Below are 15,752 nucleotides of genomic sequence, written 5' to 3' on the forward strand. Positions count from 1 at the left end.
TCAGTCTCCTTTCTTGTTCAGCAGCATCTTGACGATGGGCAGCAGTTTCTGGGTCATGCGCAGCTCGGTGGTGATGGTCATGACCGTATCCTGCGCATGGACGAACAGCAGGGAGTACTCCATGCTCTCACCGCTGACCTGACTCTGAATGACCTCGGTCTGGGCGTTATGGGCTTTGACGATCAGAGCTTCTGCCTCTTCCAGCAGCTTGTCCACCTCGTCCAGCTTGCCCTCGGCCATAGCGGCCAGTGCTTCGTCGATCTTGTCGCGGCCATCGCCTGCGTTCATGATGACTTCCATCGCCACCATATTGATATCGCGCTTTTCGTTTTCTTCCATAGGATGTTGCCTCTCCCTCATTTTCCTCTTATCTTACTCGAAACAATTATGCCTTTGCCGCAGCCTTGGCAGCCTTCTTGGCAGCCTTGGCGGCTTCGCGCTCGGCTTCCTTCTTGCATTCTGCCTTGTCCGCAGCCTTAAAGAACGGGTACCAGATCAGTGCAGCCAGCACGAAGTTGATGCAAACCAGCAGAACGTTGCGCCAGTCGCCGCCGGACATGAAGAAGGCAGACACGGCGTTGGGGGCAAAGTTCATATCGAAGTTGACATAGTTGATGGTGCCCCAGCCCATGGTGAACCACAGGTAGGAGAAGCCGGGCAGGATGATGGCGATGAGCACGGTGGGGATCAGCATAAAGGGGTTGCCGACGACTGCACCGTACTGCAAAGGCTCGTTGATGTTGAAGATGGAGGGCACCAGCGTAGCCTTGCCCAGCAGACGGAACTTCTTGGATTTTGCACGCAGCATGAACAGCGCCAGCGGAAGGGTAGCGCCCTGACCACCGATGTGGTGATAACGGCTGAAACCGTAAGCGTAGATATTCTTGGGCGCAAGGCCGGCAGCTACCAGTTCTGCATTCTCAGCAATAGCAGCCTGCGTAATGCTGCGGGTAACAGGGGTAAACACCCAGCCGGAGACACCGAAGAAGTAGAACACATTCTGCAGGAACACGATTATAATGACGCCAGGTGCGCTCTGTGCAAAGCTGGTAACCGGCTTCATGAGGACCTGCACCATGGCAAACACATCGATCTTTGCAACATAGGTGAACAGATAGGCAACGGTCAGGCTGATGAGGATGGCCGCGATGTTGTCGAACCAGTTCTTAACAAAGTCGGGGATCACACTGTCCTCACCAAAGAAGGAATACTTGGCCAGCAGCTTGTAGATGACAGCCACCATCAGACCGACCACCATAGCAGTGAACATACCGCCTGCGCCGAACTTGTTCATGGAAACCAGCGAGCCGCCGTCCACCGTTTGAAAGTTCATGCACATCATGTAGGCACCGATGCCGGTAAAGCCTGCGATCATGGAGCGGTCTTTCTTTTCGATCTTCTGCAGGCAGTTGTAGGGGATCACGAATACCACGAACAGACCAATCAGACCAAACGAGAAGGTGCTCAGCGGGCTGATGTCCGGCAGCACCGGAACAAAGCGGCGGAGGATGGCCCACAGGGACGGGATGGCACTGACCATCGAGAAGGGAACAATGTACAGGATTGCATCTGCCACGATGCCGAACCAGAAGTTCGACGTGATCTTGTTAATGACCGGAACGAGATGTTTCTCGATCCATGCCTGAATCTTCTCCATCATAGTTTTTTCCTCCCATTTCAACCTTCTTCATAAAACTCGAGGGCCGACTCCAGAATGGCTTCGCCATCCAATGCAGCATAGTCGTCCGGATCAATGGAAGTCACCTTCACATTGTGGTCCTTCAGCATCTCCTTGTACTTGGGAACCTCGGCTGAAAAGTGGGGACCAAGCAGCAGCACGTCGATCTTGTCGGCGTACTCAGGCACCTGAGATTTGCTCACAGCGTGGATGGAAACATCCAAACCCTGAGCCTTTGCAGCCTTGCGCATGTTGGCGGCCATAAAGCCGGTGGAAGCGCCGATGCCGCAGGCAAGTAAGATACGGGTCATAACAATTGCTCCTTTCCATATCCAATGAAACAATTCTTTTCTCCGGAACAGCTTCCGGGTTTCGTTGTGCCCAGTATATCAGGCCCGTTTGTGAAATCAAAACAAAGTTTTTCCCCGATTCCGGCAAATTCCTCATCTTTCCAACAAGGCGGAAAAAAGTATGGTTTTGTTTTCTTCTTCCATTTGCTATACTATATAATATGAATTTTTATTCTGTCTTTCACCTGTATTTTTATAGAAGGAGTGTCTCTGCATGAAAACCGATAAGCGCACGCAGCTGCTGAAGATCTTATCCGACGCATCGCAGAGCATTTCCTCTGCAGCACTTGCCAATATGCTTGGTACCAGTGAACGGACGGTGCGCAACTACATCAAAGCCATCAACGAGGAGGGCAAGGCCGTTATTACTTCCTCCCGGGAGGGCTACCGTCTGGAAAGCCATACCGCCAGTCTGGACACCTTGCCCAACGAAGCAGAATCCCGCGTCTGGAAGGTGCTCTCTGATCTATTGACCAGTAAGGAGGGTGTCAACGCTTTTGACGAAGCGGAAGCCCTGTATGTCAGTTCCAGCACCATTCTGAATACCGTCATCCCACAGGTAAAAGAGATCGCCAAAGAATACGACCTGCGCATCGAATCTCAGAAATACCAGTTCTATCTGCGTGGCAGCGAGCAGAACCGTCGCAAAATGATCGGCAGCCTTGCCGTGCGCAACACCTACGGCTTTTTTAATTCTAAAGATGCATTGGAACAGCTGTTTCCCTCTCAGGATATCGATGGCATTATGCAGGAGCTGTTCACGACCTGTCAGGAGTCCAAACTGTTTCTGAACGATTTTGCGCTGAATAATCTGCTGATTCATATTCTGGTCATCCTCATCCGGCTGAACATCGGCAATGAGCTGGACGACAAAGAACCGCCCATCTCGGTAGACGAGCTGCTGGCATCCTCTCAGGATCGGGAAGACATCGTGAATCTGGCCGACATGATCTCGGCAAATTTCGAGCAAAAATACAGCATCCGCATCCCGGAGCGGGATTATAAACAGATTCTGATGCTGATTGCCCTTTCGGTGGAGCACGAAACCGTGGATATCCAGTGTGTCATCAGCCCGGAGTTCATCCATAATGTGGCTTCCATCCTTTCCATGATGTCCCAGCGGTACTGCACCCCGGAATTTGACAACGACTATATCCTGCAGTTCTCCCTGCACATGTATTATGCGCAGCAGCGATGTGCCTTCCATATCAGCTACCCCAATCCCATTGCGCTGCAGTTTAAGAAAGACTATGCCCCTGTCTACGATATGGCGGTCTACTTTGCACACCGCTTTGCGCAGATCTACCATATCGAAGTGAGCGAGGACGAGATCGCATTCATTGCGTTTCACATTGGTTCCTATCTGGAGAACAACAAGCAGAGCCGGGAACACGCCACCTGTGTAGTGATTGTGGAGTCCTACCATATGCTGGCACGGCAGCTGATCCACGAGATCAATGTTGCTTTTGCCAACCAGATCATCGTAAAGGAAGTTCTGCCCCTGAACCGGTACCTCAACCGTCAGCCGGAATGCGACCTTGTGCTGACAACCCTGCCGCTGGGCATACAGCATCCGCATGTGGTGCAGATCAGCCCGATCCTGACCAAAGCCAACTGTGAAGGTATCCGCGCCCAGCTAAGCTCCATCAGCACCGAGCGGGAACTTGCCCGTGCCCACCAGTTTTTGCAGAGCCTGCTGCACAAAGAACTGTATTTCCGCAACGTGAGTCTGTCCGATGCCGCAGCCTACATTCGTTTCATGGGAGAACAGTGTGTCAAACATGGCTATGCGAAAGAGGAATTTGTACAGGACGTTCTGCAGCGCGAATCGTTTTCCAGTACCGCCTTCACCGATGTACTGGCTGTGCCTCACGCCATCAATCAGTACGCCGACCGTTCCTTCATCTGTGTTATCCATAATGATATGCCAATTCAGTGGAAAAAGAAAACGGTGCATTTCGTTCTGATGATCGGCATTACTGAAGCTGAGATGAAGTTCTTTAAACCCGCCTTCGACAGGATCGTGGAATTGTTCAACTCCACATCCCGCACCCTTGAATTGCTTAAAACCAATACCTTTGAAGAATTCTGTGCACAAATGCGGTAACCTATAAAAAGCCGGGTGTCATCTACTTTAAGATGGCATCCGGCTTTTCTATTTTGATGGGTTTCCAAAGGGGCCGCAGAAGGCGAACCCACCATCTCCATGACGGCTCTCTTGGAATTGCTCAAGGATGCCGACCCGGAAATGAAGGCAAAGCTCCGCCTGGCACTGCTCACCTGATGCAAAAAAGGGCACTGATTGCAATGCAATACAGCGCCCTACATCATCGGACATGGAAAACACCGACCGTGCAGAAACCGTGCAGAAACCGTGCAGCCATGGCTTACAAAACAAAAAAGCCATGAAATCTTTCGATTTACAGCTTCCACGGTAGACATTCCTACGCGTTGGAACCCGCGGGCTAAGCAACAGCAACGGGTTGCGTTAGCTGATTTTTCCGCAGCCCCTTGGCAGGGCTTTGAAAAATCAGAACGCGGCCCCAACAACTCCTCCCTGTTTCAGCCGCAGGCTGCGGTCGTCGTTGTTGCACTGGGCTGATTGCTTGCGGCGCTATGCGCCGCCGCCCTGTTCGAGCCCCTTCCATCACGCAAACAAAAAAGAAAAACCAGCACACAATGTGTACTGGTTTTTCTTGGTGCGATGGAAGGGACTCGAACCCCCGGCCTACTGATTCGTAGCGCACGCCGGGCGATTCCCTCAATTTTTGGAAGTTACGTTTTACCGTCATTTCTCTGCGATACATCGCAAGTTTTGAGCTTGGAGTTTCTGCACCCTTTGTCCGATTTTGCAACGATTTGCACCCTTTGCACGTTTTGAAACCGTGCAAAAACCGTGCAGAAACCGTGCACTTACTCCCAGACAAACTAAAATCTACTTCATCCGACAAAGACTTGACGGCATTGGTTCGAGTGACCGCACACCATAAATCAAGTCTTGGAGGATACTATTATGACAAAATTGCTTTCCTGTCACTACAACATGGACACCAACCGGGTGGAAGCCCGGTTCGAGGATGGCACCACCCTTGCCATTGACTGCATCGCCGTGGAGGACGAGTACGGCAACACATCGGCACAGCGGGCGGAGCTAGACTGGCTGCTCTACAACAAGCCCTTGGAGTATGCACAGATGGTGCTGAGAGGGGAGATGGAGCACTACCTGTCGCTGGGATGTGACCACGGCAGGCTGGAAGATTGAGCCACAGAAAACGCGCGGTAAAACCGCTAATCGCGCGGCGCGCATTTTTATCGCTGACTTTTATTCAGGCAACATTGCACGCGTGCATTCCAGCGTGCAATCCCACTTTTCCGAAATTCAATCGTATTACAGTTTATTTTTACAAGTTTCAACTTTCACGTCGCACCTTCCCACGCATGAAGAATGCACGCCCGTGCAATCTTTGTTCGCGGTTTATTCGCGGTCAGCCGGATTTATTCGCGCTTTGTTCGCGCGATTGAGCGTTTTCAGCGTAAATTCAGCGTAAACCATGCCAAGTCAGCGTATTTTCAGCGTAAATCCTGAAATGTCAGCGTAAAATGCTCCTTTAGTGTAAGACTCAGCGCAAATCTTACCGACAATGCCCGTCTATCTATCCAGAAAACCTCGTGGGCAAGCATCTTGCGTTTTCTTTCGATTCATTTTCTGATTCTCAAGAATTTTTATTATCAGTTGATCTTTCTGTGCTTTCGGGTGTATAATCAAGACACATCGATTCCTTACTCACTTTGTAACCGCTACACAGGAGGTTCAACATGAATTCTGAAATGCTTGGCCTTAGCTATCTTCAAATTGCCTTAGGCAAGACTGACCATTTAGTCGCCCATATCAATTCCAATGATAAGGAACCCTCTTGGGATGGCGATGTTGAAGTATACCGAAAAGCTGGTCACGTCCACGCTAAGGCCGATTTAATTCTAAAAGTCCCTGTCCAGGTCAAAGGGCACTGTAAACCAAATTTGAAAAAGAAGAGCATTAAATACTCTATCCAATACGCCGACTTGAAGAACTATCTTGCTATAGGCGGAACCATATTTTTTGTTATTTATATCAACGATTCTGGCGATAAGGCAGCTATATATTATGCAGACTTGCTTCCATACGACCTAAAGAAACATCTAAAGGCATATGACGGAGATCCTTATAAGTATAAGAGCATTGAACTGAAAACATTTCCCAAAAAGAAAAACGACATCGCAGATGTTTTCCTCAACTTCACGCATCATATGAATATGCAGCGTGCGTCCATTAACAGCACCCCTGTTACTTTAGAGTCGTTGTGCACATCTGATCCTGCACAATTTTCCAATATAGAACTTACTATGGGCTATTCTACTACATCACGAAATTATCAATTTCCCTTCGACTATTTTTTCGACCACGAAACATATCTTTATGTTAAGCAGCCACACGATGTGACCTTGCCCATTGCTCATCTAAAAAATGTCGAGACTGTGAACTATACAGTAAATGCCCCAATCAGTGTAAAGTCAGTAGTATTCTACGACCACTATACTGTTTCCCGCACGAAAAATTTGTCAACCATAAATTTTGGTGCGGATATTCATCAAGCTCTACAAGTTGGCACTCAAGCCAAACCTGATTTTCATTTTTCTCTGTCGGGTTCACTTTCCGAACGCATCCGAGATGCTCGATTCATTATTGCTGTACTAAACGCTCAGCAATACGAAATAAATGGTGGCGTACTAAATTTTAGTGGCGCATCTTCCAACAGTTCCGGTTTCATTGACGTTTCTTCCATCCAAAAACAACTTGACTTCTTGGTCGGTATGCAGGACACTCTAAACCTTCTCCATGTGAAAAAGGATTTAGACCCCTCGCTTATCGATGAAGCCGGGCAAAATTGTCTTAACATCTTAAAAATCGCACTTCTAGACAAAAAATCAGTCAAATTAGTTCCTTCTGACTCTATTTTTAGACCCTGCCATGTTGCCAATCTAAATCTTCTTTTATGCACACTTCCCATTGAGGGAACCGATAATTTCTATGACGTTTATGACTTCAATCAAGCTCCTATAACTTTTACGACAGAGGATTCTTCCGGCAATGAAAATCCATCTTCTTATTATGTCCAATTAAATCGTAACCTCATGGTGTGGTGTGATAATATTGACTACGACATCATGCTCGACACACTTAAGGGAATCCCTTTCTCTGAAGAATACTCGCAGTCTCTCAACACTCTCATTCTTGAAATGCTTCATGCATATGATTGTAGCAATTCTACGAGAGAAGACATTCTCTCAGCAGTTATAGAACTTACTGACTGGGTGCGAAAAAATGACACTTTCTCTCTGCCCTCTGTCACAACCATCAATCATTATCAGGCTATCAAACGGTCACGCAAATTAACGGTTTCCGAACAAGCCGACTTATACCAACTCACCGAATCTCCTCAAGAAGATGAACAAATATATGTGGGTGCTTACTTATTATTGGATTCACCTGTTGCAGCCACTGTACACTTTTCAAAACTTTCTCCTGAAGAACAATCCACTTTTTTAGGATTTCCAATTAGTCACTTTATGCCAAACAACCATTGATTCACAAGTCCAGCCATTCTTCCCTTCGGCTTTCAACCAGTTCCCGAATCGAACTGATGCATCCATCCGTATCTTTCAACACTTCCTTCTCCCAGAAGTGGATAACATACCAATCCTGCGCCCGCAGAGCCTTGTCATCCCGGATATCTCGCGCAATATTCTCCTCGATTTTGGCTATCCAGTACTCCCGGTTACGTTTCAGCTTCGGCTTGCGTTCTTCCCAGTTCTGTCCATGCCAAAACTCACCATCCACGAAGATAGCGATATTATATCTCAGGACGGCAATGTCGGGAGAGCCGGGGAGCCGCTTATCGTTCAGCCTATATCGAAACCCCTGATGCCACAGACGCTTTGCCAAAAGGACTTCCGCCTTGCCTTGCTTCAGGTGGACACGAGACATCCGTTTGGATGTTTCCGGGGTCGTATCATATGATTTTGGATGTTTCATTATCCTCTATCTCTTATCATTTATATTCGCATTTGAAATAATCATCCTTTTTGTGCCTCCATCAATGTGACAATTTTGGTAGCATGCTTACGGCATGATAAAACAAACATTACTGTACACAGGGCAAAAATCATCATATATATCTTTTTTCCTGAAAAAAGTGAACTTATAAACAACAATGCAAACAATAAGCTACTCGTTCTGGAGAGTGCATATTCTCGTGATAGAACTTTCATAATAGGATATTCTTTTGACATATCATTATACAGCTTATAATCATCGTTAAACGGAATAATTTTCAGTTTTTTAAATACTGGCTCAATAAAAACAGAGCCCGCTCGATTTAGGACAAATCCAATTTCATACGCAATAGCGACAATGCAAAGCAACAATAATGTTTCTGACATTGCCGTGATTTTATCATAGTATTCACTCAAAATAAAATTTCCTGCGTAGTCAGGATACATTAATAATCCACAACCAACAAATACTAGTCCTGTTAACAAAAAATTAAGAATGTTATAGATAGGCACTTTAATTTCCATCATTTGTTCTCCTTCGGGCAAAATGTTCCCAAGTAATGTCCAATATCAGCATCAATTTTATTTTCATCTTTAAGGAAGCCCACATCATAGGAATACTTGCTACAGTAGACGTGAACTTTTTCTCCTTCGCATTTAAAAATAATATCGCCTGCACTATTTTGTGTAATTGTATTATACCCTTTATAATAGTCCAAATGCTGAGACGGTGCCTCTCCAATCACAACAATAAATGGATTCAATTTTTTCAAGACATCGCTTGACACTTTTCCAGATGCCCGCCCATGATGTGGAGCAAAAAGCAAATCCACCTTCGGCCATTGAACTTCATCTTTAATTTTTTCTAAGAAATCATGTTCCATATCTCCCATCCACAAAGCCGTGATATTATTCTCAACCGAATATTTAATTATTGGAGATAAATTATTGTATGCAATTCCATCTTTTGCCTTTTGTAGTGCCTCCTTAAAATTCTCATTCGAAATTTCCGGCCACAAGCAAAAAAGTCCTGCACTCCCTCGCACTTCGTCAGTTTGGTTCATCCATTTTCTAGAACAGCCTTTATATAAATAGAACGCCTTCTTAGAATTATCTCTTAGCTCACAATATTTTTTAAAGTTCTCCGTTTCCTCCGGTTTTGTTGCTTCATTTTTTACACAATAGAAATTAGCTATGCCTACTGTATCGCAAAACTCTGGAAGTCCTTTTATGTGATCCTCATCGGGATGAGTTGAAATAAATCGTTTGATTCCTACTTTTTTAGACTTACTTTTAATTTCCTCAAAATATTTATCTCGACTGTCATCCTCATCATAACAACAATCAATAACTGTGAAGTTATCACTGTTATGCTCTATGTAAAACATATCTCCCTCTCCGACCGAAAAAGATTTAATAACGCTCATTATTACACTTCCTTTGTAATTTTTTCAACATACGAATTGTTTAACCAGAAGCACTGCTTCGTCATAGAACCACCAGTGGGCAGGGGAGCCGTGTCCATGCTGTCCTTTCCATGGGGGCGAACGTGAGCCACACGGCTTTCCGATGCCTTGGGCAAGTTATTGCGATTCCGCCCGCTGGCATCTTTCCAGATGTGAACGCCCTCCCGCAGGGTATCGACCGTACGCTGCCACACATGATGCACCTCTTCCAGATCCTCTGCCGGGATATTCCAGAATTTCACCCTCTGGAAGTAGCACTCGCCGTCCCTCGACTTTTGGAAGATGATGAACAGGAATTTGGTCGGTGCAAGAAGGTCATAGAGCGCAGACTCTTCCCACGTTTCGTTCATCATTGCACAGAAGTTCATCACAGGGAAGGACATACTCTCTTTTATACTGCCATTCGGTTCAATGGCGATGGTCTTGAGTTGGATGCCTGCCTTTTGGAATTCCTCTGTGTTCGACAGATGCCCTTTCACGCCAAGCATCGCTGCCACTAAAAGCTCGTTGAGGTTCTTGGCATTCGTTTCTACGCCCAGCCGTGCCTTAAGTTCCGTCCTGCTCATTCCCACATAAGGCCGGACTTTTGCGCTGAACCAGTCCTCAAAGCTGGTCGTTCTTAACGCTGCCGGGTCTTTGATGATCTTCTCGCAGGGTTCGTCCCCGAAGATGTACCGCCGCAGGATCTGCGTCATATAGCTGGACTTCAGCGAGTACGCCCGCTTCATGGCCGGGATAGGGCTGAATGGCTGCGACCGGGTATCCTGCGAGTTGCGGCCTTTCGGACACGCTGCCAGATACATGGTATCGCCCTCACTGATCAGGTGTGCCTGTCCTGCCTTGATCTTGTCCATCAAGATCTTCCAGTCATTACGGATGACCTCTAAATCTTCGTCCGGAAACTGGAACAGCACCGCCTTGTCGATGGTGAAATCGACTTTTGGAACACCATCCTTGTGTTCATAGGACATCAGGAGCATACAGGCGCACTTTGTCCAGAAAGCACTGGTTGCGAAGGTCTTGCCATATTCTTCTTCATAGTTCAGCATATCGCAGACCAACCGCTCCTTGGCCTGAATGCCACGAGGTGTCCGGCGATAGGGAGTCACTTTCAGCTCCACGCCAGCTTCTTCAAAGTCCGGGGCGGGTTTGCTATTGGGCTTGTACCCGAACCAGCTTTCTTCTACCACCGTGCCGATTGCACCTTTACCTGTGGCGATACGCCCGGTCTTGTCGATCTCGCCCAGCGTTTTACCCACCGCTTCCTGTCCGCGAATGAGAACTTCCTGCTTGGTCTTGTACTTCCGCTGCTCCATCACACCTCTTGACCTCCTCAAAAAAATAGCTTGATCTTTTTATCTATTTTTGCTATAATCATATCGAGCCATAGAAAGCCCACCGATATAAAAGAAAGGCTTTCTATAAAAACTTTCAAAAAAGTCTTGATCTTTTTAACGAAAAATTGTATACTTATTACTAAGTATATCACAAAATGAGGTGTTATGAAAGTGTCAGCAAATAGCGATATCCGTGTTGTCGAGCTATTTGCCGGCGTTGGCGGTTTCCGCGTTGGATTAGAGCGTTGTTCCGAAAGATTCAAAACGATTTGGGCAAACCAATGGGAACCCGGCCAAGCTGGTCAATGGGCTTATAAGTGCTACAGCAAGAACTTTGGCGAAGATTCCCACTGTGTGAACGCAGACATCGCCACTGTTATCGATCAAGTGCCGCCGCACGACCTTCTGGTGGGCGGTTTTCCATGTCAGGACTATTCCGTTGCCAGCACAGGTGCCAAAGGCATCGAAGGCAAAAAAGGCGTCCTCTGGTGGTCTATCTATCAAATCATCCAGAAGAATCATCCGAACTATGTCCTGCTGGAAAACGTAGATCGTCTGCTGAAGTCTCCTGCATCCCAGCGTGGCCGTGATTTCGGCATCATCCTGAAATGCCTACAGGAAGAAGGCTATGGCATCGAATGGCGTGTGATCAATGCCGCAGACTATGGCTGCGTCCAGCGCAGACGGCGCACCTTCATCTTTGCATTCAAAAACACCACCAAGCAATATGAGCGTATGACCTCGTGTTTCTCTGCGGACACAAAGGACGGTCGTGTCTGGCTGATGCAGGAGGGCTTCTTTGCCCATGCATTCCCGGTGCATTCTGAGGTCGCAGACCCTAAGAAAGTGACCACCGTCGATTTCAATGAATATACCGACACCGTTGACGTAACGAACCGTTTCAGAGCCGCTTTCTACAACAGCGGTGTGCTGTGCAACGGTAAGATCTTCTCTCTGGAAGCCGTCCCGAACGGTAAGGAACCGATGCTGCTCGGCGATATCGTTGTCAACGGCGATATCGACAAAAGCTTCTTCATCGAGGATGAGGATCTGGAAAAGTGGAAGTACATGAAGGGTGCCAAGACCATCGAGCGCACTTCCAAGACCGGCTACTCCTACACCTTTTCCGAAGGTCCCATTGCGTTCCCAGACCCTCTCGACCGTCCCGGTCGTACGATGCTCACCAGTGAGGGCACCAAGAACCGCAGCTCCCATGCGATCATCGACCCTAAAACAGGGAAGTTACGCATCCTGCTGCCGGAGGAGTGCGAACGCATGAACGGTTTCCCGACGGGCTGGACCGACACTGGGATGCCGAAGCGTCAGCGTTACTTCATCATGGGCAATGCCCTTGTCGTTCCGCTCATCACCCAAATGGGCAAGCAATTACTGGATATCTTATAACAAAAAACCAAGGCTGCTTAGTCAGCCTTGGTTTTTATGCTTTTTCGCCACAATCAAGAGGTGCCCTATCATGGAGAATATCCGTGTTGTTGAGCTTTTCGCCGGGGTCGGCGGCTTTCGCCTTGGGCTGGAGCAGGCTTCCTCCTGCTTTCAGACTGTCCGGGCGAATCAGTGGGAACCATCCATGCGTTCCCAATTTGCTTTCGAGTGCTACGAACGGCATTTCGGGCATCGCACAGAACACGTTTGTCAGGACATCGTGACCGCCAAAGGAAACATTCCTCCACACGACCTTTTGGTCGGTGGCTTTCCCTGTCAGGATTACTCCATCGCCAAAAAGGGCGCACGAGGGATAGAAGGGAAGAAGGGCGTTCTTTGGTGGGAGATCAACGCTATCCTACGGGCACACAAGCCTCGCTATGTCCTTTTGGAAAACGTAGACCGGCTCATCAAATCTCCGGCATGGCAAAAAGGGCGTGATTTTTCCATCATCCTGCGGTGCTTCTATGAAGCAGGCTATGCCGTTGAATGGCGGGTGATAAATGCCGCCGACTATGGCGAAGCACAGCGCAGGCGGCGCACCTTTCTCTTTGCCTTCCGAAACGATACCGCCCTGTTCCGAAAAGCGGCGGAGCTCATCTGTGTGGAGGGTCTGAAGGGTGCCCATCAGTTGCTCCTGCAGGACGGCTTCTTTGCCCCCATCTTTCCCTTGTATGGCTTTGAACGGAAATACAGCGAGGGATGGCTCGATGAGTTTCGCTACCTCGATCTGAAGGATCTGTCTGCCGCACAATCCTGCCACTTCTATGCCTCCGGGCTTATGGTCAACGGCCGCTTCTATTCCGTCGAGAGTATCCCTCTTCAATTCCCATATAAGCCGCTCCGCTCCGTGTTGGAGACCACCCCACTTGCAGAGCGATATTTCCTCTCTGCTGCCGACATCGACCACTGGCGGTATCTCAAGGGCGCAAAGCAGGAGACCCACCACCGCAGGAACGGTTCTACTTATTTCTTTTCGGAAGGTTCCATGGCCTTTCCCGATCGTCCCGACCTTCCTGCCCGCACGATGCTCACCAGCGAAGGCTCCGTTTCCCGCAGCACCCATGTAGTCGCAGACCCACGGACCCAACGTCTGCGTACGCTAACGCCCATCGAATGCGAACGACTCAACGGCTTCCCGGATGATTGGACAGCCGGGATGCCGGAACGACTGCGCTATTTCACTATGGGGAATGCGCTCGTCGTTCCGCTGGTCAAGGCCATGGGCAAGCGGATCAGCGCACTGGCCGAGGACGAGCAGTGCAGTTGATAGGCGTTTCTCTTGGGTTTCCAAAGGGGCCGCAGCACCCCTTTGGCACACGACTTTGCCCGCAAAGTCTAGTGTGTTACACCTTGGTTCCGGCTGACGCGGAAAAGGGGCTGCGAGAGGTTCCGGCAAGCACCTGTTCTGTGGCAGAAGGATGCGCGGATGGGCGTGGCAGTTGACGGTCTTTGCCCACCCAGCGCAGGCTTGCAGAGGAACCAATGGTGTACGTTCTCCCGTCCTGCCGCAGCAGCGTTTTTCCTATAAGCCGCAGGGCAAATGATCAGCGTCTGTGCTTGCCCCGGTTGCCTGCAAGTGTCCCCGGTTTTAGCATTGCCGTTTTATAAAGGATCTTCTTTATCAGCTTTCTTTCATCCTCTGTCAGCTTATCGTAGTTGATGCCGATTGCCTTCAATGCCGTTCGGATCTTCTTTTCATCCTCAGACCCTTCAAGTTTCTGTGCATCCTCCAGTTCCTTTATCAAGTTATCGACCATTGCACCATCCGAAGTGGTCTTGTCCTTGCGGTGTTCCGTCTTGATGTTCTTCAGGATAGCCACCAACTCGTCATACAAGACCCGACCAAAGTACTCATCTTCATTGATCTGCCCCAGCTTCAAGGTGCTCATGTATAGATCGTTTTCATCTGCTGCATACTTCTTTTTCAGCATTTGCCGGGTCGCTTCCAAACCGGCATTGAGGTTTTGAATGTTTGCGCTGACATATCCATCCACATAGATTTCCAGATCGGTCATGAACCGCTGGAAATTCTCATGCACGATCAACTCACTCAGCAGTCGATGATTGAATTTTCCATTCCTTAATACGTCCACTGCGCCGTCGCTCAGATGCAAGTCCGAAAGGACTGCATCTGGGCGTTTTTTGTTTTCCGTCACACCCAGCAGGTAGTCGGTGGTCACACCATAAAACTCAGCCAGCGTTGTCACCGCATAAATGCTGAGGTCGGTCACATCGTCGCTCTCATATTTCGACAGTGCCGATTTGGACAGACCCGTCTGCTCTGCCAGCGTTTCCAGCTTCAGATTCCGCTCCACACGCAGGTCTTTGAGCCGTTCTCCCAGTGTCAGCTTGATGTTCATGGTCGCACCTCCGATGTTTTTTGCACAGTATACCACTTCCAGCGGTTCCTGTCCATAAGCGTGGAATTTTGCAGTTTCTGCACCTGTTTTCCGACATTATGGATATACGGCACAGCGGCCATTGCAGTGCTATCCTATAGACAGAAAGAAAACATATTAACTCCCCAGCAGCGAACATATTAAGGGCTTCCCGCGAAAGCCCTCTGAAATATCTTTCATACCAGAACCTTGACAACAGAATGACCGTCCGAACTGCCCAGACCGCCAAGACCTCCCATCGGGGGAGCGAGCGCCCTGCATGGGGCCGACACAGAGTCCAAAAAGATTTCCTGTCGGGAGGCAGCAAGGGAGACCGGCTTTGAACGTGGCAGGGATCAAATTGATCCGTGCCAGAGCCTTTGACCAAAGGAGAAATTTTGAGTTTATATCAAAAGATCAAGTCCGCCATCACCGTTCGGCAAGTGGGAGAGATGTACGGCATGGAGCCCGACCGCCATGGCATGGTGTGCTGTCCGTTCCATTCTGACAGCGACCCCAGCATGAAGCTGAACGACACCTATTATTACTGCTTTGGCTGCGGAGCCAACGGCGATGCCATCGACCTCACCGCCAAGCTGTTTGACCTGAACCCCCGGCAAGCCGCCGAGAAGCTCGCAAGTGACTTCGGGCTTGACCCGGACAAGCCACCCGCCAATGCCATCGCCCTGCCGCCGCCCAAGCGTGGCCTGACGGACGAGCAGTGGGCAGACATCGCCTACTGCCTGCGGGTGCTGACCGATTATCTCGACCTGCTGCACGACTGGCGAGAGCGTTACAAGCCCGCCAGCCCGGAAGAACCGCTGGACGAGCGGTTCGTGGAAGCCCTCCACATGACCGAGACCATCGAGCACCTGACGGACTGCGTTGCATTTGGGACGTCCCAACAGAAGGCCGATGCCGCTGCACGGCTGCTGTCCGGGTCGTACCTGCTGATGCTGGAAGAGCGCACCGACCGCCTTGCTCTGGCAAAGTGCGCCTAATAG

General features: G+C 49.0%; 14 protein-coding genes. 6 read left to right on the top strand and 8 right to left on the bottom strand.

The genetic code is table 11. The annotated features are described in order from the left end of the window. From ACKXF7_RS03995 to ACKXF7_RS04005, 3 genes are read right to left on the bottom strand one after another with little or no spacing between them, the layout of a single operon-like run. Positions 1-339 carry a PTS lactose/cellobiose transporter subunit IIA gene (locus ACKXF7_RS03995; RefSeq protein ID WP_097774500.1) on the bottom strand — a complete coding sequence of 113 codons (339 nt, stop codon included), beginning with the start codon at positions 337-339 and terminating at the stop codon, positions 1-3. Positions 340-385: 46 nt separating this feature from the next. Next, complete coding sequence (locus tag ACKXF7_RS04000; protein ID WP_423742212.1) at positions 386-1,660, bottom strand: PTS sugar transporter subunit IIC; 1,275 nt, start codon at positions 1,658-1,660, stop codon at positions 386-388. 17 nt (positions 1,661-1,677) lie between these two features. Continuing rightward, positions 1,678-1,989 (bottom strand): PTS sugar transporter subunit IIB, encoded by a 312-nt coding sequence (locus ACKXF7_RS04005; protein WP_118529269.1) that lies wholly within the window; start codon positions 1,987-1,989, stop codon positions 1,678-1,680. 253 nt (positions 1,990-2,242) lie between these two features. Between ACKXF7_RS04005 and ACKXF7_RS04010 the strand changes: the two genes are divergently transcribed. The 3 genes from ACKXF7_RS04010 to ACKXF7_RS04020 all read left to right on the top strand — a co-directional run bounded on the left by ACKXF7_RS04010 (position 2,243) and on the right by ACKXF7_RS04020 (position 7,653). Further along, positions 2,243-4,135, top strand: a complete 1,893-nt coding sequence (locus tag ACKXF7_RS04010) for a BglG family transcription antiterminator (protein WP_339394481.1) — start codon at positions 2,243-2,245, stop codon at positions 4,133-4,135. A 906-nt stretch (positions 4,136-5,041) separates the two neighbouring features. Continuing rightward, positions 5,042-5,290 carry a DUF6061 family protein gene (locus tag ACKXF7_RS04015; protein ID WP_097778986.1) on the top strand — a complete coding sequence of 83 codons (249 nt, stop codon included), beginning with the start codon at positions 5,042-5,044 and terminating at the stop codon, positions 5,288-5,290. Between the two features lie 554 nt (positions 5,291-5,844). Next, positions 5,845-7,653, top strand: a complete 1,809-nt coding sequence (locus ACKXF7_RS04020; protein WP_423742213.1) for a hypothetical protein — start codon at positions 5,845-5,847, stop codon at positions 7,651-7,653. Position 7,654: 1 nt separating this feature from the next. Here ACKXF7_RS04020 and ACKXF7_RS04025 read toward each other — a convergent pair whose 3' ends face one another. From ACKXF7_RS04025 to ACKXF7_RS04040, 4 genes are read right to left on the bottom strand one after another with little or no spacing between them, the layout of a single operon-like run. After that, a complete protein-coding gene (locus ACKXF7_RS04025; protein ID WP_423742214.1) occupies positions 7,655-8,101 on the bottom strand; it encodes a very short patch repair endonuclease in 447 nt (148 codons plus the stop codon). A gap of 41 nt (positions 8,102-8,142) precedes the next feature. Beyond that, a complete protein-coding gene (locus ACKXF7_RS04030) occupies positions 8,143-8,649 on the bottom strand; it encodes a hypothetical protein (protein WP_423742215.1) in 507 nt (168 codons plus the stop codon). After that, entirely contained in the window at positions 8,646-9,548 is a 903-nt protein-coding gene (locus ACKXF7_RS04035) for an MBL fold metallo-hydrolase (protein WP_302274949.1), read from the bottom strand. The genes ACKXF7_RS04030 and ACKXF7_RS04035 overlap by 4 nt, the downstream gene beginning before the upstream one ends. 2 nt (positions 9,549-9,550) lie before the next feature. Next, positions 9,551-10,903 (bottom strand): Sau3AI family type II restriction endonuclease, encoded by a 1,353-nt coding sequence (locus ACKXF7_RS04040; protein WP_423742608.1) that lies wholly within the window; start codon positions 10,901-10,903, stop codon positions 9,551-9,553. Positions 10,904-11,089: 186 nt separating this feature from the next. On the opposite strand from ACKXF7_RS04040, the gene dcm (ACKXF7_RS04045) reads away from it, so the two are divergent. Further along, on the top strand, positions 11,090-12,328 hold the full coding sequence (gene dcm, locus ACKXF7_RS04045; protein ID WP_208936266.1) for a DNA (cytosine-5-)-methyltransferase: 1,239 nt from the start codon (positions 11,090-11,092) through the stop codon (positions 12,326-12,328). A 70-nt stretch (positions 12,329-12,398) separates the two neighbouring features. Further along, positions 12,399-13,637, top strand: coding sequence for a DNA (cytosine-5-)-methyltransferase (dcm, locus tag ACKXF7_RS04050; protein ID WP_423742216.1), 1,239 nt, complete (start codon positions 12,399-12,401; stop codon positions 13,635-13,637). A gap of 277 nt (positions 13,638-13,914) precedes the next feature. On the opposite strand, the gene ACKXF7_RS04055 is transcribed toward dcm (ACKXF7_RS04050), so the two are convergent. After that, entirely contained in the window at positions 13,915-14,730 is an 816-nt protein-coding gene (locus ACKXF7_RS04055; protein ID WP_423742217.1) for a helix-turn-helix domain-containing protein, read from the bottom strand. A gap of 416 nt (positions 14,731-15,146) precedes the next feature. Here ACKXF7_RS04055 and ACKXF7_RS04060 point away from each other — a divergent pair, with 416 nt between their 5' ends. Continuing rightward, positions 15,147-15,749: a CHC2 zinc finger domain-containing protein gene (locus ACKXF7_RS04060; protein WP_423742218.1), complete on the top strand. Its 603-nt coding sequence runs from the start codon at positions 15,147-15,149 to the stop codon at positions 15,747-15,749. The last annotated feature ends 3 nt before the right edge of the window (positions 15,750-15,752 follow it).

Origin of the sequence: Faecalibacterium sp. 7 (assembly GCF_049562865.1) — a bacterium.
GTDB lineage: Bacteria > Bacillota > Clostridia > Oscillospirales > Ruminococcaceae > Faecalibacterium > Faecalibacterium wellingii.

Bases quoted from the DNA above. Each gene is read 5' to 3' on its own strand.
- ACKXF7_RS04055 (WP_423742217.1), bottom strand. From the start codon at position 14,730: ATGAACATCAAGCTGACACTGGGAGAACGGCTCAAAGACCTGCGTGTG.
- dcm (WP_423742216.1), top strand. From the start codon at position 12,399: ATGGAGAATATCCGTGTTGTTGAGCTTTTCGCCGGGGTCGGCGGCTTT.
- ACKXF7_RS04010 (WP_339394481.1), top strand. From the start codon at position 2,243: ATGAAAACCGATAAGCGCACGCAGCTGCTGAAGATCTTATCCGACGCA.
- ACKXF7_RS04015 (WP_097778986.1), top strand. From the start codon at position 5,042: ATGACAAAATTGCTTTCCTGTCACTACAACATGGACACCAACCGGGTG.
- ACKXF7_RS03995 (WP_097774500.1), bottom strand. From the start codon at position 339: ATGGAAGAAAACGAAAAGCGCGATATCAATATGGTGGCGATGGAAGTC.
- ACKXF7_RS04005 (WP_118529269.1), bottom strand. From the start codon at position 1,989: ATGACCCGTATCTTACTTGCCTGCGGCATCGGCGCTTCCACCGGCTTT.
- ACKXF7_RS04020 (WP_423742213.1), top strand. From the start codon at position 5,845: ATGAATTCTGAAATGCTTGGCCTTAGCTATCTTCAAATTGCCTTAGGC.
- ACKXF7_RS04000 (WP_423742212.1), bottom strand. From the start codon at position 1,660: ATGATGGAGAAGATTCAGGCATGGATCGAGAAACATCTCGTTCCGGTC.
- dcm (WP_208936266.1), top strand. From the start codon at position 11,090: ATGAAAGTGTCAGCAAATAGCGATATCCGTGTTGTCGAGCTATTTGCC.
- ACKXF7_RS04030 (WP_423742215.1), bottom strand. From the start codon at position 8,649: ATGATGGAAATTAAAGTGCCTATCTATAACATTCTTAATTTTTTGTTA.
- ACKXF7_RS04040 (WP_423742608.1), bottom strand. From the start codon at position 10,903: ATGGAGCAGCGGAAGTACAAGACCAAGCAGGAAGTTCTCATTCGCGGA.
- ACKXF7_RS04035 (WP_302274949.1), bottom strand. From the start codon at position 9,548: ATGAGCGTTATTAAATCTTTTTCGGTCGGAGAGGGAGATATGTTTTAC.
- ACKXF7_RS04025 (WP_423742214.1), bottom strand. From the start codon at position 8,101: ATGAAACATCCAAAATCATATGATACGACCCCGGAAACATCCAAACGG.